The organism is Pseudomonas karstica (assembly GCF_009707515.1).
Classification (GTDB): Bacteria; Pseudomonadota; Gammaproteobacteria; order Pseudomonadales; family Pseudomonadaceae; genus Aquipseudomonas; species Aquipseudomonas karstica.
On the sequence record NZ_WLYI01000017.1, the window covers coordinates 59,961 to 80,879 of the forward strand.

Consider the following 20,919-nt stretch of genomic DNA (forward strand, 5'->3'; position numbering starts at 1 on the left):
GCATGTGGCAACTTAGGCTGGGGCTTGGCCTTCCGCCAGGAAGAACCAGGTTTCCAGCACAGAGTCGGGGTTCAGCGAGACGCTTTCGATGCCCTGCTCCATCAGCCATTTGGCAAGGTCCGGGTGGTCGGAAGGACCCTGGCCGCAGATGCCGATGTACTTGCCGGCCTTGTTACAGGCCTGGATGGCATTGGCCAGCAGCTTCTTGACCGCAGGATTACGCTCGTCGAACAAATGGGCGATGATCCCCGAGTCGCGGTCCAGGCCCAGGGTCAGTTGGGTCAGGTCGTTGGAGCCGATGGAGAAGCCGTCGAAGAACTCCAGGAACTCTTCGGCGAGGATGGCGTTGGATGGCAGTTCACACATCATGATGACGCGCAGGCCGTTTTCGCCACGGGACAGGCCATTTTCCGCCAACAGGTCGACCACTTGGCTCGCTTCGCCCAACGTGCGTACGAACGGCACCATGATCTCGACGTTGGTCAGGCCCATCTCGTTGCGCACGCGCTTGAGCGCACGGCATTCAAGCTCGAAGCAATCACGGAAGGCTTCGCTGATGTAACGCGAGGCACCACGGAAGCCCAACATCGGGTTTTCTTCTTCCGGTTCGTAGAGCTTGCCGCCGATCAGGTTGGCGTATTCGTTGGACTTGAAGTCCGACAGGCGCACGATGACCTTTTTCGGGTAGAACGCCGCCGCCAGGGTACTGATGCCTTCCACCAGCTTCTCGACGTAGAAGCCCACCGGATCGTTGTAGCCGGCGATGCGCTTGTCGACGCTTTCCTTGATGTCCAACGGCAGGCCGTCGTAGTTCAACAGCGCCTTGGGATGCACGCCGATCATCCGGTTGATGATGAACTCCAGGCGGGCCAAGCCCACGCCGGCGTTCGGCAACTGGGCAAAATCGAAGGCCCGGTCCGGGTTGCCGACGTTCATCATGATCTTGAACGGCAGGTCCGGCATGGCGTCGATGGAGTTTTGCTTGATGTCGAAGCCCAGCTCACCCTCGAAGATCAACCCGGTGTCGCCTTCGGCGCAAGACACGGTCACGCCTTGGCCGTCCTTCAATAGCTGAGTGGCGTTGCCGCAACCGACTACGGCTGGAATCCCCAGTTCACGGGCGATGATCGCCGCGTGGCAGGTTCGCCCGCCACGGTTGGTGACAATGGCGCTCGCGCGCTTCATGACCGGCTCCCAGTCCGGGTCGGTCATGTCGGAGACCAGCACGTCACCTGGCTGGACCTTGTCCATCTCGGACACGTCCTTGATGATCCGCACCTTGCCGGCGCCGATGCGCTGGCCGATGGCACGCCCTTCCACCAGCACGGTACCGGTTTCTTTCAACAGGTAGCGTTCCATCACGTTGGCCGAAGTACGGCTCTTCACGGTTTCAGGTCGGGCCTGCACGATATACAGCTTGCCGTCGTCGCCGTCTTTGGCCCACTCGATGTCCATCGGGCACTTGTAGTGCTTCTCGATGATCATTGCTTGCTTGGCCAATTCGCTGACCTCGGCATCGCTCAGGCAAAAACGCGCACGCTCGGCCTTGTCGACATCAACGGTTTTCACCGAGCGACCGGCCTTGGCCTCGTCGCCGTAGATCATCTTGATTGCCTTGCTGCCCAGGTTGCGGCGCAGGATCGCCGGACGGCCGGCTTCAAGCGTGTGTTTGTGGACGTAGAATTCGTCCGGGTTGACCGCGCCTTGTACGACGGTTTCCCCCAGGCCGTAAGCGCCGGTGATAAACACCACGTCACGAAAGCCCGATTCGGTATCCAGGGTGAACATCACGCCGGCGGTACCGGTTTCCGAACGCACCATGCGCTGCACACCGGCAGACAGGGCCACCAGCTTGTGGTCGAACCCCTGGTGTACGCGGTAGGAAATAGCGCGATCGTTGAACAGCGAGGCGAACACTTCCTTGGCCGCACGGATGACGTTTTCAACGCCGCGGATATTAAGGAAGGTTTCTTGCTGGCCGGCAAAGGAGGCGTCCGGCAAGTCTTCGGCGGTAGCCGAGGAGCGAACGGCAACGGCCATATCCGGGTTACCGGCCGACAATGTCGCGAAGGCGGTGCGGATTTCGTCGTTGAGCTTCTCGGGGAACTCGGCTTCCATGATCCACTGGCGGATCTGGGCACCGGTCTTGGTCAGGGCGCTGATGTCATCAACGTCCAGGGCGTCCAGCGCGGCGTGGATCTGAGCATTGAGGCCGCTCAGTTCGAGGAAATCGCGGTAAGCCTGGGCCGTGGTGGCAAAACCACCGGGCACCGAGACACCAGCGCCTGCAAGATTACTGATCATCTCGCCGAGGGATGCGTTCTTGCCCCCCACATGCTCTACATCATGGACGCCGAGCTTATCGAGGGAAACTACGTACTCTACCAAGGTGATCTCTCCACTAACTGTGTTGGAAAAGCTCAGGACGCCGGCTGCTCAGTAAGAGCGAACACCGGTGCTTGTGGCCTGGACCTGGAAAATAAGTGAGAATGCGGCCCACTGCGGGACGGCAAAATCGCGCCTATCATATCCAAGATTCGTCATCAGCTTAAGGCCCAAGGCTCAAATGAAACGATCTGCTTTCTTTATCTCCGACGGCACCGGCATTACAGCCGAAACCCTGGGTCAAAGCCTGTTGGCGCAGTTCGAAAACATTACCTTCAGCAAATTCACGCGGCCCTATATCGATAGCATGGATAAAGCGCGGGCCATGGTACAACAAATCAATCTGGCCGCCGAAAAAGACGGTTTTCGCCCGATCATTTTCGACACCATCGTCAATCAAGACATTCGTGAGATCCTCGCAACCTCCAATGGTTTCATGATCGACATTTTCTCGACCTTCCTGGCGCCCCTGGAACAGGAGTTGAGTGAACATTCCTCATACTCCGTGGGCAAGTCCCATTCCATTGGCCATAACTCCAACTATATGGAGCGCATCGAGGCGGTGAATTTCGCCCTGGACAATGACGACGGCGCCCGCACCCACTACTATGACAAAGCCGACCTGATCCTGGTGGGCGTGTCCCGTTGCGGCAAGACCCCAACCTGCCTCTATATGGCCATGCAATTCGGTATCCGTGCCGCCAACTACCCCCTGACCGAAGACGACATGGAACACCTGACGCTGCCGGCGGCCCTGCGCGCCCACCAGCACAAGCTGTTCGGCCTGACCATCGACCCGGACCGCCTCACCGCCATTCGCAATGAGCGCAAGCCCAACAGCCGCTACTCCAGCTATGCCCAGTGCGAGTTTGAGGTGCGGGAAGTGGAAAACCTGTTCCGTCGCGAGAATATTGCGCACATCAATTCCACGCATTTTTCGGTGGAAGAGATTTCGGCAAAGATCCTGGTGGAGAAAGGCGTGGAACGCAGGTTCAAGTGAGGTAGCCACACGCCGCAAACTTATAGCTGCAAGTAAATGCCACTCGGCACTTGCCTTGCGGCTTGAAGCTTATAGCTGAAACCGTCCCCCACCCTGCCCCAGTGCCGTGGCCAACGCATCAAACCCATCCAGCAGCAACTGATCATCCCCCGACGTATTACAAATACTCGCCCGAATAAATTGCGGCACCGCCGTCTGCCCGACGGCAAACGCCTCGGCGGTGGCGATCAGGTAATTGTTCTGCTTGAGTTCGGCTTCGATTTCCGACGCCCGCCAGGGCTCCGGGACTTCGATCCAGAAATGCGGACTGTTGAGGTGAGTGTGGTATTCAAGGCCGGCAAGCAGGTCTTCGACCAGTGCCTTGCGCCGGCTGATCTCGTTGATTTGCTGGTGCAGCAAGTACTCCGCCGTACCGTTCTCGATCCACTGGGTAGCCAACTCCAGAGTGACTGGCGTGGCCATCCAGCAGGTAGAGCGCAGAGCTGCAGAGATGCGACTGACCAACGCCGGCGGCGCGTGCACGTAGCCGACCCTCAACCCCGCTGATACGGCCTTGCTCAGGCTACTGATCAAAATCGTGCGCTCCGGGGCGAAATGGCTCAGGGGCGGTGGTCGATCCTCCACCAGCACACCATGGGCCTCGTCTTCGAGAATCAACAGATTGTGTTCGCGACAGACCTTGGCCAACGCCTCACGGCGGGCGGCTGACAGCACCGTCGTCGTCGGATTCTGAATCGTCGGCGTGCAGTACAAGGCCGACACCCGGTGATTGCGGCAGACTTCATCCACGGCTCCCGGCAGCAGCCCTTCTTCATCCATCTCCAGGCCGATCAAGCGTATGCCAAGCATGCGCGCGGCGGTGATCAACCCGGGGTAGGTCAGTTGCTCGGTGACCACCGTGTCCCCAGCCCGCAACAAGGCCATCATGGCGCATAGCAACCCGTGCTGGCCGCCATTGACGCAGATTACTTGCTCGGGAATCGGGTTGAAGTCGCGCTGAGTCAGCCACTGGGCACCGGCAGCGCGGTAACGAGGCAAGCCGGCATCCGGGGTATATGCACTGATGTCTTGCAGGAACTTGGCATTGTTGGCCAGGGTTTGAAAACTCTGGGCCAGGAATGTCGTCTCCTGCCCCGGGATATGCATGTTGCGGCTCATGTCGAAATACTGCCGAGGCTCCTCGCTGAAATTACGAAAGCCTTCATCCCGTTGACGCTCCATCCCACGTTTTCGCACGAAAGTACCGTCACCCACCCGTGCAACCACCAACCCCAGGCGTTCCAGTTCGCCGTAGGCCCGGCTGATGGTGCCGATGGTGACGCCCAAATTGTCGGAAAGCACCCGATGGGGCGGCAGTTTTCGTCCCGGTTCAATCAAGCCCTCAAGGATGCCCCGCTCCATGACATCGGACAGGCGTTTGTACTTGACGCCCTGCCCACTGGACAGCCCTTCCCGCATAATTGACACCATGTCAATATTTGTTTTGACAGTCATCATTCGCCCAAATAGTGTGCTTTAACAGGTTCAATCACTGGATTAGGTCTCTAAATACCGAGTCAATATAGAGCTCAATTCCGTATCAGGGAAGCAAGAAGCGATGCCAATGTCCGCCGTTCTCGAAAATGCCGAAAAAACAAAAACACACAAGCAGTGGCTGGCAGGCCTGGTTACCAGTGTCATGTTTCTGATTGTCTGCCTGAGCTGGGGCACCACTTGGCTAGGTATCAAGATTGCAGTGGAAAGTGTGCCGCCGCTGACCTCTGCCGGCCTGCGTTTCTTGATCGCCTTCCCGCTGTTCCTGTGTTTTGCCATGGTGCGCCGGGAGTCGATCCTGTTCCCTCGGGAAAGCCGCTGGTTCTTTGTATTCGTGACCCTTTCCTACTTCAGTATTCCCTACTACCTGCTCAACTATGGCGAGATGCATGTCTCGTCCGGCCTCACCGCCCTGCTGTTCAGTTGCATGCCGGTATTCATCCTGATTTTTTCCGCGCTGTTCTTGCGTGAGCGTATCTACTTTTCCCAGGTGGTCGGCATCGGCATCGGTTTCGCCAGCCTCTACATGATCATCAAGAGCCAGGGCCTGCACCTGGACCATGCCGAGTTCTTCGGCGTACTGGCGATTCTCGCCGCGGCGATCATGCATGCCTTGTGCTATGTCATCACCAAGCAAAAAGGCAGTGCCATCAGCGTCATTACCTACAACACCCTACCGATCGGCATCGCCGGCCTGATGCTGTTTCTCGCCGGGCTATGGTTTGAAACCCCGGCCTTCGAGAACATCACCCTGCGTTCCTGGAGTGCCCTGTTCTACCTGGGGCTGGTGGCCTCGGTGGGCGGTTTCATTGTGTATTTCATGCTGCTCAAGCGCTTGAGCCCAATCATCCTGTCCTTCGTCTTCATCATTTTCCCGGTGTTCGCCGTGATCATCGGTGCCTGGTACGAAGGCGTGGAAATTTCCAAGGACCTGATGCTGTATTCGGCGATCCTGTTGATCGGCTTTGCGATCACCAAACTGCCGATTGAAAAACTCCTGGCCAAGAAAAAATGAATGCCCATCAACCCGAAAGAAGCATGGACGTCCTGCGCCACACCGTTCTGGAACAGATTTACGCCCACGCCAGCCGCACTTACCCCGAGGAGTGCTGCGGTTTCGTCTTCGCCGATGGCAGCGTGCACTTGGGCAACAATATCCAGAATGAGCTGCATCGCAAGAATCCTGAGGCCTACCCGCGCAGTGCAGCCAATGGCTATACCTTTTCGGTGGCCGACACCCTGATGATGAACAAGGCTTTTCGCAGTGATAACCCGGTGGTGGTGATCTATCACTCCCACCCTGATGTGGGTGCCTATTTCAGTGAAGAGGATCAGGACAAGGCCTTGTTCATGGGCGAGCCGATCCATCCCGTCAGTTATCTGGTGGTGGATGTACGCAACAGTAATGTCCAGGGTTCCAAGCTATTTGCCTGGGATGGCAGCCGCTTTGCCCGTAACCCCTTCAACGACCAACAAACGGAGTTGTGCATGAACGCTGTCTCTTTTCCCGACATCCTGGTCCGCGTGGCCAGGCTTCCCGACTCGACTCTGGAGGGTGCCGGATCGACATTGCGCGAAGTCATTGAAAACCTGTGCATCAGCCACCCGCAATTGCGGGCGCATCTGTTCCACGAAAAAAACAATCAGCTCAAGGAGCACTTCCTGTTTACCGCCGAGGAAGAACTGATCGAAGCCGATGATCGCTTGCCAGAAAAGGCGAAGATCGAGGTTCTTCTCGCCACCTCCGGCGGCATCGACGTCGACCCATTGAGTAATGAGGAAGTGCAGCGCTATGTGCGCCACATCACCCTTCCCGGCGTAGGTCGCGAAGGCCAGTTGAACCTGAAAAAAGCCAAGGTGCTGATCATCGGCACCGGCGGCCTGGGCTCACCCATCAGCCTGTACCTGGCAGCGGCCGGCATCGGCACCCTGGGCCTGGTGGACTTCGATGTAGTGGAAAGCAGTAACCTGCAACGCCAGATTGTCCATGGCAACAGCACCCTGGGCATGTCCAAGGTCGAGTCCGCCAAGCAGCGCCTGCAAGACCTGAACAGCCACATCCAGATCAATGCCCACGACACCACGCTAAACGCCGATAACGCCTTGGAGTTGGTGGGTGCCTATGATCTGGTGATCGACGGCACCGATAACTTTGAAACTCGCTACCTGGTCAACGATGCCTGCGTGCAACTGGGTAAACCGCTGGTGTACGGCGCCATCTACCGTTTCGACGGGCAGATCAGCGTCCTCAACTACAAAGGCGGCCCGTGTTATCGCTGCCTTTTCCCCCATGCACCTCCGGCAGAGCTGGCACCCAACTGCAGTGCGGGCGGAGTAATCGGTGTACTGCCCGGAGTGGTCGGGATGATCCAGGCCACCGAAGCCATCAAGCTGTTGATTGGCATTGGCGAGCCGCTGTCCGGCCGACTGATGCGCTTCGATGCCCTGGCGATGAAGTTCAGCGAAATCCGCTTCAAACGCCGTGCCGGCTGCCCATGCTGCTCCGAGCTGCGCCACACCGAACAAGCAGCACCGGCCGTCTGCGCCGACGCCGTCTGCGCCACCCCGGCCCTGGCCGCAGAGCGCTACATCAAGCCACGCGTGCTCAAGCAACTACTGGAACAACAACGAAGCGCCGACATTCTCCTGGACGTGCGCGATGCCAGTGAGCTGGAAGTCTGCAAACTCCCCGGGGTGGTACACATTCCCCTGGCCGAGCTCGACGGGCAACTCGAGCGCCTGAGCCGGGACAATACCCACTATCTGATCTGCTACGCCGGGACCAGGGCCGAACAGGCCGCCAGCACTTTGCTGGCAGCCGGTTTCGCCAACACCAAAGTACTGCAAGGCGGCATGAAACACTGGGTTCGCGATGTCGAACCCGACATGCCTTTGTACTGACAAGCAGCCATGGGTTCCTATTTGATGTTGCATAACTCGATACTCGACGCCATTGGCCAGACACCCATCGTGCGCCTGGAGCAATTTTCCGAAGACCTCGGCATCGAGGTCTTTGCCAAGTTGGAGTCGCTGAACCCGGGCGGCAGCCACAAGGCGCGCATCGCCCTGGGCATGATCCTCGACGCCGAGCGCCGGGGCGTGCTGATCCGCGGCTCCGGGCAAACCATCATCGAGCCCAGCGGCGGCAACACCGGGATTGGCCTGGTGATGGCCGGTAACGTGCTGGGCTACAAGGTGGTATTGGTGATCCCGGACAACTACAGCCCGGAAAAACAGAAACTGTTGCGCCTGTACGGGGCCAAAGTGGTGCTGTCGGACAGCCGCCTGGGCAACAATTCCCATGGCGAAAAATGCCTCGAGCTACAGTTGGAAAACCCCAACTTTGTGATGCTCAACCAGCAACGCAATGGCGCCAACCCACAGACCCACCGCGACACTACCGCCCGGGAAATCATCCGTGCATTTGGCGACCGGCGTGTGGATTATTTCATCAGCGGCATTGGCACTGGTGGCCATATCACCGGCATTGGCGAAACCCTCAAGAGCACCTGGCCAGCCATCCGGGTCATGGGCGTGGAACCGGAGGAATGTGACCTGCTCAAGGATCAGCATGCACCGCACCATATCCAGGGCCTGTCCATCGGACTGATCCCGAGCATTCTCAACCTCGCGGTGTTGGACGGCATGCTCAAGGTCTCCCGGGAGGAATGCCTGGAGATGATGAAACGCATCATGCGCACCGACGCCATCAGCCTGGGGTTGTCTTCGGCCGCCAACATGGTGGCCATCGCCAAGCTCGCACCGGAGCTGCCCACCGAGACCGTCGTCCTGACCATGGTCTACGACAGTGCGGACAGCTACTTACCCTGTTTCGAATAACGACAATTACGGGGGCGCCTCCATGGGCGGCTTTATCGACATGCAACAACTGCATGATGAGTTGCTCACCCACCTCATCACCAGCCTCACGCCTGCACAGATGCAGGCTCTGCAAGCGCACCTGGCACCGCTGATCCAGACGGCAGCGCAGGCTGTGGCCGAGGACCTGATCGCTTATGCCTACCGCGACCCCGCATCCCGCGGGCGCGCCGAACTGATCCTGGAGTCCTACGCCTCATTCAAGGCCGTGCTGTACTACCGGCTGGCCCATTGGGTGTGGAACTTTCCCGAGCAGCCCAACGGTGTGTTTGCGGCTATCGCGCTGAGGTTGAGCAATCAGGGCAAGATCTTGTCCGGAGCCGAGATCCATCCTGCGGCGCGGATTGGCCGGCGCTTCGTGCTTGATCACGGCTACGGCACCGTCATCGGCGAAACCTGCGAAATTGGCAACGACTGCTACATCCTCTGCGGCGTGACCCTCGGCTCCCGGGGCATCGCCAACAACCCCGATGGAAAGCGCCATCCCCACCTGGGCAACAACGTCGAAGTCGGCGCAGGTGCCAGGGTGCTCGGTTATGTACTGATCGGTGACAACGTGTTCATCAGCCCCGCCTGCGTGATCACCCAGGATGTTCCGGCAGGCACCAAGGTCAAGGTGGTCAACCAGATCCAATTGCAAAAAAACGACGAGTCGGACCACAGCAACTACCTCGGGGCCTTCGTCCTCGATGAACGACTGCACGTAGTGGGTGAGATCAATGCCAGCCATAAGGTCACGGTGCTGGACGCCGACTTCCACCCCCTGACCGGCGTGTTGCTGGAACCCACAGTCAAAGCGCGTCACCACTTGCAGTTTCGCCTTCGTCACATCTCATCCTCGGGCTACCCGCCGCGCTTGCCGATCAACCTGAAAGTATGCGGCCCCGAGTTTGAAATCACCCTGTTGTCTCCCCCTGGCTTGAGCGCAATGGTTCGCCATTTGCTGCAAGTCAGCCCACTGATCGTCGGAGGTTGAACATGTCCGTGCACACAATGGAAACCCTGGCGCTGTTTGACAGTGCGCCCTATCAAAACGCCTTCAGCGCGCGGGTGATCGCCGTCAGTGACCAAGGGATCGCCCTGGAGCACACCCTGTTCTACCCCACCGGCGGTGGGCAACCGGGTGACACCGGTCACTTCATCCTGGCGGATGGCACCCGAGTAGACGTGATTGGCACAGTGCGAGACCCGGTATTGCGTTCGATCATCTGGCACCAGGTGGAACAGCGTCCCGACTCACTGCACGCGGGTGTAGAGGTCGACGCCAGCCTGGATTGGGAGCGGCGCTACCAACACATGAAAATGCACACGTGCCTGCATCTGCTGTGCTCGATCATCGACGCCCCCGTGACCGGTTGCAGTATCAGCACCGATAAGGGTCGCCTGGATTTCGACTTGCCAGAAATGACCCTCGACAAAGACAGCATCACCCGCGACCTCAACGTTTTGATCAAACAGGCCCACGAGGTCAAGACCCTGTCGATGCCTGCCTCGGAGTATTCCACCTTGCTACAGATCACGCGTACCCAGGCGGTGGCGCCTCCAGTGATTCAGGGTGCTGTGCGTGTGATTGAAATTGCCAGTATCGACATCCAGCCCTGCGGTGGCACCCACGTGGTCAACACCGAGGAAATCGGCCGGGTGTATTGCGAGAAAATCGAGAAGAAGAGCAAACACAACCGCCGCGTGATCTTGCGGTTTGAATGAACCAACCCGTGGCAGGGACAATAAGGACCCAGTGTAAATTGCCAGCGGGCCAGCGATGAGGATAGCGCTTTTATGGGGTACCCTCACCGATACGTCGGCGGTTTGCCTAACCTCGCCGTTACGCCTATTGATTGGCGATTTGTTGTTTCAACTCCGCAACCTGCTTCTTAAGCTCTGAAATCACGGTATTGAACTGCCCCACAAGCTGGCTGGTTTCCTCGCGAAGCTTCTGGTTGTCGCGGGTTAGTTCTTCAACTGTGTTCGTTGGGGCCGTTTGCGTTTGGGCCTGATCTGCATCAGGCGTGGACGCGGGTGCCTCAGCCGGTGCACTGTTCGACGGCGCAGTAGTGCTGGCGTCGCTTCCAGCTGAAGAGCCTTCAGTCATGTCTCCCCCCATTATTTTTTTCTTCAGGGCCTCTATCTGCTGCTGAAGCTGAACGATCACTGCTTTGAAACTCTCCATCAACTGCTGAAGACCCTGGCGCAGTTGCGCGTGTTCACTGGCCAACTGTTCAGGCGTATGAGCCGCCTGGCTGTCATCAGCAGAAGAGGAACTGTTGGGCGACGGGGGATTCGGTTGGGTGGCTTCGTTGCTCGATTCTTTGCCAGAGTTATCAGGCGTGCTCTGGGTCGAGGTATCAGCGCCTTTGCCAGAGCTATCAGGTGTGCTCTGGGCCGAGGTATCAGTGCCTTTGCCAGATTGCTTTGCATCGTACTGTTGGCTCAGGGCACTTATTTCTTGTTGAAGTTGCTGAACCTCCTCTTTCAACTTGGCGACCACCTGCTTCAGGCTGCTGCGCAGTTCATCGTTTTGGCGGGCTAGTTCTGCCAGTGGACCAGGTGCAGACTGAGACGAGGGCGGGTTGACGAGCTCATTATGGGTTGAAAATTTGCCGCGCTGCTCCGTAGTCAGTGGTTTACGCGGTGGCAAAGAATCTGGCTCGGTACGAGCGCCGGCTTGTTCTTCGACGTTGCTGCCCTGCGAACTGGACGTCGGTGGAGGAGTCGGTTCATTTTGGGCGGGATAATATGCAGTTTGCTGATTATTGACGCTGGTCATAAGTACCTACTCATCAGATAGTACGTTGTTTTACTGAACTCACTTACCAGACAATATGCAACAGCATGTCGTCTGATTATCTGATTGGCGCTTGTCTGAATTTGGTTCCAAGCCTGTAGGAGCTACGGATAACAATTTATGTAAAATCAACACCATACCCTTAGCGTGACGCACGACTTCGGTATTTTTCAAACCACCAACAAATCCATAAACCGGTTCACTGGCGTCGCCTCAAGCCTCGCCTGATCCTTGCACAAGGCAAAAATCTCGGCGCTGCGCTGGGCGGTAAAGCGCGTGGCCAGGTTGGCCTTGAACTTGTCTTCCAGCAGTGCAATACCGTCCACCCGGCGGCGGCGATGGCCAATCGGGTATTCCACTGCCACCTGCCCGGTGCTGGAGCCATCGTTGAAGAACACTTGCACCGCGTTGGCAATGGAGCGTTTATCAGCCTCCAGGTATTCGCGGCTGTAGCGTGGTTCTTCGACGATGACCATTTTCTCCCGCAGTTCATCGATGATCGGATGGGCAGCGTGAAACTCATCCTCGTACTGCTCGGCCACCAGATTGCCAAACGCCAGGGGGACGGCCGTCATGTACTGGATACAGTGGTCCCGGTCGGCCGCGTTGGCCAGTTGCCCCACTTTGGAAATGATACGAATCGCCGACTCGTGGGTGGTGATAACGATCCGGTCAATGTCATGCAGGCGATTCTTCACCTGAGGATGCAAGATCACCGCCGCTTCACAGGCTGTCTGCGCGTGGAACTCGGCCGGAAAGCTGATCTTGAACAGCACGTTTTCCATCACATAGGTGCCGTAAGGCTGAGACAAGCTGAAGGCACGCTTGTCTTCGGGCTTAAGCGCCAGGTCCTTGTTGGTGTGGCTGAACAGCACGTCGTAGAACCCCCATTGTGGTGCGCTCAACACCCCGGGAATACCCATCTCGCCACGCATGGCAATGTCCGCCAGGCGCACGCCACGGCTGGACGCATCGCCCGCCGCCCAGGACTTACGTGACCCGGCGTTCGGCGCATGACGGTAAGTGCGCAGGGCCTGGCCATCGACAAATGCCTGGGACAGCGCCGACAACAGTTGTTCTCGGTTGGCGCCCATCAACTTGGCAGTGACGGCAGTGGAGGCGATTTTCACCAGCAGCACATGGTCGAGGCCAACGCGATTGAAGGCGTTTTCCAGGGCAATCACACCCTGGATTTCGTGGGCCATAATCATCGCATCCAGTACCGCGCGCACCGTCAGCGGCGCATCGCCATTGGCCAGGCGTTTTTGCGAGAGGTGGTCGGCGACGGCAAGGATGCCGCCGAGGTTATCGGAAGGATGACCCCATTCGGCGGCAAGCCAGGTGTCGTTGTAGTCGAGCCAACGCACGATGCAACCGATGTCCCACGCCGCCTTGACCGGGTCCAGGCGAAACGAGGTACCTGGCACCCGAGCGCCGAACGGCACCACCGTCCCTTCGACAATCGGCCCCAGGTGCTTGGTGCACTCTGGAAAACGCAGGGCCAGCAGGCCGCAGCCGAGGGTGTCCATCAAGCAGTTGCGGGCAGTGTCCAGGGCATCCTTAGACTCGATCTTGAAGCTCAAAACGTAATCGGCTATGTCTTGTAGGACCTGGTCATAGTCGGGGCGGTTGTTTTGCTCGGCGTTGGCGCTCATGGCAGTACTCCAAATGGGTTAGGGGTTGTTCCATCCTCAGGGTCAGGGTTGATGTATTTTTTAAAGACAGATCTTGGTGCCTGCCTGCTTGATCGTTTCCATGCTCTGCCTGGGAACGATCATTCAGAACGCGTCACCCGGAACACGCACAAAACCTTCCATCAGGACCCGCGCACTGCGACTCATGATGGCTTTTTTCACAACCCACTCACCGTCAACCAGACTCGCCTCGGCACCGACCCGCAACGTCCCCGACGGATGCCCGAACCGCACTGCGTTGCGCTCCACACCGCCCGCCGCCAGGTTCACCAGGGTCCCGGAAATCGCCGCCGCCGTGCCAATCGCCACCGCCGCCGTGCCCATCATTGCGTGGTGCAATTTGCCCATGGACAGTGCCCGCACCAGCAGGTCGACATCCGCTGCCTGGATCGCCTTGCCACTGGACGCCACGTAGTCCGCAGGCCGCGCCACAAAGGCGACCTTGGGCGTGTGCTGGCGCTGGGCCGCTTCGTCCAGGTGCTGGATCAGTCCCATGCGCAGTGCACCATGGGCACGAATGGTCTCGAACATCGCCAGGGCTTTCGGATCGCTATTGATCGCGCCTTGCAACTCGGTACCGCTATAGCCCAGGTCTTGGGCGTTGATGAAAATAGTGGGAATACCGGCGTTGATCAGCGTTGCCTTGAAGGTACCGACACCGGGCACTTCCAGGTCGTCCACCAGGTTGCCGGTGGGGAACATCGAACCAGCACCGCCCTCTTCTTGCGCTGCCGGGTCCATGAATTCCAACTGCACTTCCGCTGCCGGAAAGGTCACGCCGTCCAGCTCGAAATCGCCGGTTTCCTGCACCGCACCATCGGTGATCGGCACATGAGCGATGATGGTCTTGCCGATATTCGCCTGCCAGACCCGCACCACGGCGACACCGTTTCGGGGAATGCGCGCAGCGTCTACCAAACCGCTGCCAATGGCGAAGGAACCCACCGCCGCCGAGAGGTTGCCGCAGTTGCCGCTCCAATCAACGAAGGGTTTGTCGATGGACACCTGGCCGAACAGGTAGTCGACGTCGTGATCGGCACGGGTACTCTTGGCCAGGATCACGGTTTTGCTGGTACTGGACGTGGCGCCGCCCATGCCGTCGATTTGCTTGTCGTAGGGGTCCGGGCTGCCGATTACCCGTAGCAACAGGGCATCCCTCGCGCGGCCCGGTACCTGGGCCGGCTCGGGCAAATCCTTGAGGCTGAAAAACACCCCTTTGCTGGTACCGCCGCGCATGTAGGTGGCGGGGATTTTGATCTGGGGTACGTGTGCCATGGTTTTCCTCATGAGCAGGGGGATTTGAAATCCCCCACGCCTTTTATGTCAGGCTGTAACAGCCGATTCCAGGAAGTCCTGGGCAAAACGCTGCAACACGCCGCCCGCCTCGTAGATCGACACTTCTTCAGCGGTATCCAGACGACAGGTCACCGGCACTTCGACACGTTCGCCATTCTTGCGGTTGATCACCAGGGTCAGCGTCGCACGCGGGGTGCGCTCGCCGATCACATCATAGGTCTCACTGCCGTCTATCTTCAGGGTCTTGCGGTCGGTGCCCGGCAAGAACTCCAAAGGCAGCACCCCCATACCCACCAGGTTGGTGCGGTGGATGCGTTCGAACCCCTCAGCGGCAATCGCCTCGACACCCGCCAGGCGCACGCCCTTGGCCGCCCAGTCCCGGGACGAACCCTGGCCGTAGTCGGCGCCTGCGATGATGATCAGTGGCTGCTTGCGCTCCATGTAGGTTTCGATGGCTTCCCACATCCGCGTCACTTTGCCCTCCGGCTCCAGGCGCGTCAGTGAACCCTGCTTGACCTTCCCGTTCTCGACGACCATTTCATTGAACAGTTTCGGGTTGGCAAAGGTGGCGCGCTGGGCCGTCAGGTGATCTCCACGGTGCGTCGCATAAGAGTTGAAGTCGACTTCCGGCAGGCCCATTTTCGCCAGGTATTCCCCTGCGGCGCTGTCGAGCATGATGGCGTTGGAGGGCGACAAATGATCGGTGGTGATGTTGTCTGGCAGCACCGCCAGTGGACGCATGCCCTTGAGAGGACGGGCACCGGCCAGGGCGCCTTCCCAGTACGGCGGGCGGCGGATGTAGGTGCTCTGTGGGCGCCAGTCATACAGCGGCTCGACTTTCGGGCCGGTGTCTTCATGGATGGCGAACATCGGGATATACACCTGGCGAAATTGCTCCGGTTTGACCGAGGCCTTGACCACCGCATCGATCTCTTCGTCGCTGGGCCAGATGTCTTTCAGGCGGATTTCCTGACCGTTCGCGTCCAGGCCAAGCACGTCCTTTTCGATGTCGAAACGGATGGTGCCGGCAATCGCGTAGGCCACTACCAGCGGCGGTGAAGCGAGGAAGGCTTGCTTGGCATACGGGTGAATCCGTCCGTCAAAATTGCGGTTACCCGAGAGCACCGCAGTGGCGTACAGGTCACGGTCAATGATCTCTTGCTGGATCACCGGGTCCAGTGCGCCGGACATCCCGTTGCAGGTGGTGCAAGCGAACGCCACCACGCCAAAGCCCAGTTGCTCCAACTCGGTGGTCAAGCCCGCCTCGTCAAGGTACATGGCGACAGTTTTCGAGCCGGGAGCGAGGGACGATTTGACCCATGGCTTGCGGGTCAAGCCCAGCGTGTTGGCATTGCGCGCCAAGAGGCCTGCGGCAATGACGTTGCGCGGGTTGCTGGTGTTGGTGCAACTGGTGATAGCCGCGATGATCACTGCGCCATCGGGCATTTGCCCTGGCACATCGTCCCACTGGCCACTGATGCCTTTGGCGGCCAAATCGCTGGTGGCGACGCGGGCGTGAGGGTTGCTCGGGCCGGCCATATTGCGCACTACCGAGGACAGGTCAAACGTCAGCCCACGTTCGTATTGCGCACCCTTGAGGTCATCCGCCCACAGGCCGGTGTGGCGAGCGTATTGCTCTACCAATGCCACCTGCTCGTCTTCACGACCGGTGAGTTTCAGGTAGGCAATGGTCTGCTGGTCAATATAGAACATCGCTGCGGTGGCACCGTATTCCGGGGCCATGTTGGAAATAGTGGCGCGGTCGCCGAGGGTCAGATTCGACGCACCTTCGCCGAAGAACTCCAACCAGGCACCGACGACTTTTTGCTTGCGCAGGAACTCGGTCAACGCCAGCACCATGTCAGTGGCGGTGATGCCCGGTTGCAGCTTGCCCGTCAGTTCGACGCCGACGCTTTCCGGCAGGCGCATCCATGAGGCTCGGCCGAGCATCACACTCTCGGCTTCCAGGCCACCGACGCCGATGGCGATCACGCCCAAGGCATCCACATGGGGGGTGTGGCTGTCGGTACCGACGCAGGTGTCGGGAAAGGCCACACCGTCACGCACCTGGATCACCGGAGACATTTTCTCCAGGTTGATCTGGTGCATGATGCCGTTGCCCGGCGGGATCACGTCGACGTTCTTGAAGGCCTTTTTGGTCCACTCGATAAAGTGGAAACGGTCTTCGTTGCGGCGGTCTTCGATGGCGCGGTTTTTCTCGAACGCATCAGGATCAAAACCGCCACTTTCCACGGCCAGGGAGTGGTCGACGATCAGTTGAGTGGGCACCACCGGATTGACCTGGGCCGGGTCACCGCCTTGCAGGGCGATGGCGTCGCGCAGGCCGGCAAGGTCCACCAGGGCGGTCTGGCCGAGAATGTCGTGGCACACCACACGGGCAGGAAACCAGGGGAAGTCGAGGTCGCGCTTGCGCTCGATCAGTTGGCCCAGGGAAGCGTTGAGAGTCGCCGGGGCACAGCGTCGCACCAGGTTCTCCGCCAGCACACGAGAGGTGTACGGCAAGGTAGCGTAGGCACCGGGGGTGATTGCATCGACAGCCGCACGGGCGTCGTAGAAATCCAGTCGGCTGCCGGGCAGCGGTTTACGGTGTTCAGTGTTCATCGTCAGGACTCGCTCACGGTACGGTTAACTGTGTAGGAGCGAGCTTGCTCCAGGCGGCGTTCCGACGAAAAACGTCAAGATACCGTGCTTATTCAGGACGCCAGCGTTATCGTTGGCGGCCTTCGCGAGCAAGCTCGCTCCTACTAGCGACGTTCGATTGGCACGAACTTGCGCTGTTCGACGCCGGTGTACTCGGCGCTCGGACGGATGATGCGGTTGTTGGCGCGCTGTTCAAATACGTGAGCGGCCCAACCAGTCAGGCGCGAGCAGACAAAAATCGGTGTGAACAGCTTGGTCGGGATACCCATGAAGTGGTACGCCGAGGCATGGTAGAAGTCGGCGTTGGGGAACAGTTTTTTCTGTTCCCACATGGTCTTGTCGATGGCTTCGGAGACCGGGAACAACACCTTATCGCCCACCTCGCCCGCGAGTTTTTTCGACCAGCCCTTGATCACTTCATTACGCGGGTCGCTGTCCTTATAGATCGCGTGACCGAAGCCCATGATCTTGTCCTTGCGCTCCAGCATGCCGAGGGTGCCCTTCACCGCTTCTTCCGGCGAGGAGAAACGCTCGATCATCTCCATCGCCGCTTCGTTGGCGCCGCCGTGCAGCGGGCCACGCAGGGAGCCGATGGCGGCCGTGACGCAGGAATACAGGTCCGACAGGGTCGAGGCACAGACCCGTGCAGTGAAAGTCGAGGCGTTGAATTCGTGCTCGGCGTAAAGGATCAGCGAGACGTTCATCACCTTGACGTGCAATTCACTTGGCTTTTTGTCATGCAACAGGTGCAGGAAGTGGCCGCCAATGGACGCTTCATCGGTCACGCAGTTGATGCGTTTGCCATCGTGGCTGAAGCGATACCAGTAACACATGATCGCCGGGAAGGCGGCCAGCAGGCGGTCGGTAGCATCATGCTGGGCAGAAAAATCCTGCTCCGGCTCGATATTGCCCAGGAACGAGCAACCGGTACGCATCACGTCCATCGGGTGGGCGTCAGCGGGGATGCGTTCCAGCACTTCTTTCAGCGCTTGGGGCAGATCCCGTAGTTTGCTCAGTTTGGCGCTGTAGGCGGCCAGTTCGGACTGGGTCGGCAACTCGCCGTACAGCAGTAGGTAGGCAACTTCTTCAAACTGTGCATCGGCGGCCAGTTCGCGCACGTCGTAGCCACGGTAGGTCAAGCCGGCACCCGCCTGGCCCACGGTAGACAGTGCGGTCTGCCCGGCAACCTGCCCGCGCAGGCCAGCACCACTCAATACTTTTGCTTCAGCCATGGTTGTTCTCCAATCTTGTAGTTATCGGGGAGGCGCTGCGCTTATTTCTTGGCGGCGAACAGCGCGTCGAGCTTCTGCTCGAAGGTGTGGTAGTCGATGCGATCGTAAAGCTCCATGCGGGTTTGCATGGTGTCGATCACATTCTGCTGGGTACCGTCGCGACGGATCGCGGTGTAGACGTTTTCTGCCGCCTTGTTCATGGCGCGGAAAGCCGACAGCGGGTACAGTACCAGTGAAACATCGGCAGATTTCAACTGTTCGACGGTGTACAGCGGGGTCGCGCCGAATTCGGTGATGTTGGCCAGAATCGGCGCTTTGACCCGGGCAGCGAACAACTTGTACATCTCCAGTTCCGTGATGGCTTCCGGGAACACCATATCAGCACCGGCCTCAATGCAGGCAGCGGCACGCTCCAAGGCCGACTCCAGGCCTTCGACAGCCAAGGCATCGGTGCGGGCCATGATCACGAAACTGTCATCGGTACGGGCATCAACAGCCGCCTTGATGCGGTCGACCATTTCCTGCTGGGACACGATCTCTTTATTCGGACGATGGCCGCAACGCTTGGCACCCACCTGATCTTCAATGTGGATCGCCGCTGCGCCGAACTTGATCATTGATTTAACGGTGCGCGCCACGTTGAACGCCGAGGAGCCGAACCCGGTGTCCACGTCCACCAGCAATGGCAAGTCGCAAACATCCGTGATACGACGTACATCCGTCAGCACGTCATCCAGGCTGGTAATTCCCAGGTCCGGCACGCCGAGGGAGCCTGCGGCCACCCCGCCACCCGACAGGTAAATGGCTTTGAAACCGGCACGCTGGGCCAGCAGGGCATGATTGGCGTTGATCGCACCGACCACTTGCAACGGCTGTTCGCTGGCGACCGCATCGCGAAAACGCTGGCCTGGAGTACTCTTGTTAGTGGAGCTCATGACTCACCTCTCTAGGGGGCGCACTCTGGAAAGTGACGCGCGATATTGCGTTTGGAAGCGCCGATATGGCGACGCATCAACAGTTCGGCCAGTTCACCGTCGCGATCGGCAATCGCGTCCAGAATCCGGTGATGCTCGGCAAACGCCTGGCGTGGACGATTGGGGGTGGCGGAGAACTGGATGCGGTACATGCGCACCAGTTGATACAGCTCGCCACACAACATTTGGGTCAAGGTACGGTTGCCGGCGCCTTGAATTATCCGGTAATGAAAATCGAAATCGCCTTCCTGCTGGTAGTAACCGACACCGGCCTGGAACGCGGCATCGCGCTCATGGGTGTGCAGCACCTGGCGCAGTTCTTCGATTTCTTCGGCGGTCATGCGCTCGGCGGCCAGGCGGCAGGCCATGCCTTCCAAGGACTCGCGAATTTCGTAGAGTTCAATCAGCTCGGCATGGCTGAGGGAGACGACCCGGGCGCCTACGTGAGGAACCCGCACCAGCAGGCGCTGGCCTTCCAGACGATGGATCGCCTCGCGCAGTGGGCCACGGCTGATGCCATAGGTGCGGGCCAGCTCCGGCTCGGAAATCTTGCTGCCTGGGGCGATCTCGCCCTTGACGATGGCGGCCTGGATACGGCGGAAGACGTTCTCAGACATTGTCTGGGATTCGTCCGACGTTGCCACTGGGGCTTCCGATTGATCCAGCATATTGTCGACACCTTTAAAATCAATTCCACAAAAACTAGCCAAATAGCCCTAGATAGTCAAAGAATAAATACGCATTGTCGACAATCGTCTAATAAACCCACGTAAACCTTCGATAAGGGCATGGCCGCCTGCCAGCGCTGGTATCAGAAAACCTTCATGTTAGAATGCCTGCCGCTTTTGCCTGACATCATTGGATGAAAAGGCGCACGAGGGAGTTTGCGCAGCAATGCCAGTCGCCTTGAATTGAACATCGCACTGCACCGCCTCAGGATTTATGAGACTCAAGCCCTTTCCCCTATTGTTTTGCTTATTGTTACTGCCGGGTCTTGGCGTCGCCGCCGAGAAGACTGTCTATGGCCTCAATGAATACGCACACCTGGCCGGTATTGACCTGCAAGTGCCGGCCAAGCTCGACACTGGTGCCAAGACCGCGTCGTTGAGCGCCCGGGACATCAAGCGCTTCAAGCGCAACGACGAGTCCTGGGTCCGCTTCTACCTGGCCATTGACACTGCGCACTCCCACCCCATCGAGCGTCCTCTGGAACGTGTCAGCAAGATCAAGCGTCGCGCCGACGATTACGACGCCGATGAAGGTCAGCAGTACACTGCCCGTCCGGTGATTGCCCTGAATATCTGCATGGGTACCGCTTTACGCAGTATCGAAGTGAACTTGACTGACCGCAGCACTTTTCAATACCCGCTGCTGATCGGCTCCGAAGCGTTGAAACGCTTTGATGCGCTGGTCGACCCCAGTCTCAAATACGCGGCGGGCAAACCTGCCTGTGCCACTGACGTTCATACCGCTGAGTAAT

At 58.9% G+C, this 20,919-nt stretch carries 16 protein-coding genes; 7 read left to right on the forward strand and 9 right to left on the reverse strand.

Going from position 1 to position 20,919, the window contains the following annotated elements; all coding sequences use genetic code 11:
* Positions 1–12 precede the first annotated feature (12 nt).
* Complete coding sequence (gene ppsA, locus GIR22_RS13805; protein ID WP_154743865.1) at positions 13–2,388, reverse strand: phosphoenolpyruvate synthase; 2,376 nt, start codon at positions 2,386–2,388, stop codon at positions 13–15.
* A gap of 178 nt (positions 2,389–2,566) precedes the next feature.
* On the opposite strand from ppsA, the gene ppsR reads away from it, so the two are divergent.
* On the forward strand, positions 2,567–3,385 hold the full coding sequence (gene ppsR / locus GIR22_RS13810; protein WP_154743866.1) for a posphoenolpyruvate synthetase regulatory kinase/phosphorylase PpsR: 819 nt from the start codon (positions 2,567–2,569) through the stop codon (positions 3,383–3,385).
* 69 nt (positions 3,386–3,454) lie between these two features.
* Here ppsR and GIR22_RS13815 read toward each other — a convergent pair whose 3' ends face one another.
* Entirely contained in the window at positions 3,455–4,879 is a 1,425-nt protein-coding gene (locus GIR22_RS13815; protein WP_154743867.1) for an aminotransferase-like domain-containing protein, read from the reverse strand.
* Positions 4,880–5,039: 160 nt separating this feature from the next.
* Here GIR22_RS13815 and GIR22_RS13820 point away from each other — a divergent pair, with 160 nt between their 5' ends.
* Genes GIR22_RS13820 through GIR22_RS13840 form a run of 5 tightly spaced genes read left to right on the forward strand, consistent with a single transcriptional unit; the run spans position 5,040 to position 10,504 of the window.
* Positions 5,040–5,933: a DMT family transporter gene (locus tag GIR22_RS13820; protein WP_178122249.1), complete on the forward strand. Its 894-nt coding sequence runs from the start codon at positions 5,040–5,042 to the stop codon at positions 5,931–5,933.
* Between the two features lie 23 nt (positions 5,934–5,956).
* Positions 5,957–7,819, forward strand: coding sequence for a molybdopterin-synthase adenylyltransferase MoeB (moeB, locus tag GIR22_RS13825; protein ID WP_154743869.1), 1,863 nt, complete (start codon positions 5,957–5,959; stop codon positions 7,817–7,819).
* Between the two features lie 24 nt (positions 7,820–7,843).
* Positions 7,844–8,758 carry a PLP-dependent cysteine synthase family protein gene (locus tag GIR22_RS13830; RefSeq protein WP_154743927.1) on the forward strand — a complete coding sequence of 305 codons (915 nt, stop codon included), beginning with the start codon at positions 7,844–7,846 and terminating at the stop codon, positions 8,756–8,758.
* Between the two features lie 22 nt (positions 8,759–8,780).
* On the forward strand, positions 8,781–9,773 hold the full coding sequence (locus tag GIR22_RS13835) for a serine O-acetyltransferase (RefSeq protein ID WP_154743870.1): 993 nt from the start codon (positions 8,781–8,783) through the stop codon (positions 9,771–9,773).
* A 2-nt stretch (positions 9,774–9,775) separates the two neighbouring features.
* Positions 9,776–10,504 carry an alanyl-tRNA editing protein gene (locus GIR22_RS13840; protein WP_154743871.1) on the forward strand — a complete coding sequence of 243 codons (729 nt, stop codon included), beginning with the start codon at positions 9,776–9,778 and terminating at the stop codon, positions 10,502–10,504.
* 124 nt (positions 10,505–10,628) lie between these two features.
* On the opposite strand, the gene GIR22_RS13845 is transcribed toward GIR22_RS13840, so the two are convergent.
* The 7 genes from GIR22_RS13845 to GIR22_RS13875 all read right to left on the reverse strand — a co-directional run bounded on the left by GIR22_RS13845 (position 10,629) and on the right by GIR22_RS13875 (position 20,107).
* Complete coding sequence (locus GIR22_RS13845; protein ID WP_154743872.1) at positions 10,629–11,564, reverse strand: hypothetical protein; 936 nt, start codon at positions 11,562–11,564, stop codon at positions 10,629–10,631.
* Between the two features lie 188 nt (positions 11,565–11,752).
* On the reverse strand, positions 11,753–13,237 hold the full coding sequence (prpD, locus tag GIR22_RS13850) for a 2-methylcitrate dehydratase (protein WP_154743873.1): 1,485 nt from the start codon (positions 13,235–13,237) through the stop codon (positions 11,753–11,755).
* Between the two features lie 123 nt (positions 13,238–13,360).
* Positions 13,361–14,551 carry a 2-methylaconitate cis-trans isomerase PrpF gene (gene prpF / locus GIR22_RS13855; RefSeq protein ID WP_154743874.1) on the reverse strand — a complete coding sequence of 397 codons (1,191 nt, stop codon included), beginning with the start codon at positions 14,549–14,551 and terminating at the stop codon, positions 13,361–13,363.
* 48 nt (positions 14,552–14,599) lie between these two features.
* The gene (gene acnD / locus GIR22_RS13860) at positions 14,600–17,194 is read right to left on the reverse strand and encodes a Fe/S-dependent 2-methylisocitrate dehydratase AcnD (RefSeq protein WP_154743875.1); all 2,595 of its coding nucleotides are present in this window, start codon (positions 17,192–17,194) and stop codon (positions 14,600–14,602) included.
* Between the two features lie 143 nt (positions 17,195–17,337).
* On the reverse strand, positions 17,338–18,465 hold the full coding sequence (gene prpC / locus GIR22_RS13865) for a bifunctional 2-methylcitrate synthase/citrate synthase (RefSeq protein ID WP_154743876.1): 1,128 nt from the start codon (positions 18,463–18,465) through the stop codon (positions 17,338–17,340).
* 41 nt (positions 18,466–18,506) lie between these two features.
* Positions 18,507–19,400 carry a methylisocitrate lyase gene (gene prpB, locus GIR22_RS13870; protein WP_154743877.1) on the reverse strand — a complete coding sequence of 298 codons (894 nt, stop codon included), beginning with the start codon at positions 19,398–19,400 and terminating at the stop codon, positions 18,507–18,509.
* Positions 19,401–19,411: 11 nt separating this feature from the next.
* Positions 19,412–20,107, reverse strand: coding sequence for a GntR family transcriptional regulator (locus tag GIR22_RS13875; RefSeq protein ID WP_154743878.1), 696 nt, complete (start codon positions 20,105–20,107; stop codon positions 19,412–19,414).
* A gap of 274 nt (positions 20,108–20,381) precedes the next feature.
* On the opposite strand from GIR22_RS13875, the gene rloA reads away from it, so the two are divergent.
* Positions 20,382–20,918 carry a retropepsin-like aspartic peptidase RloA gene (rloA, locus tag GIR22_RS13880; RefSeq protein ID WP_154743879.1) on the forward strand — a complete coding sequence of 179 codons (537 nt, stop codon included), beginning with the start codon at positions 20,382–20,384 and terminating at the stop codon, positions 20,916–20,918.
* Position 20,919 lies beyond the last annotated feature (1 nt).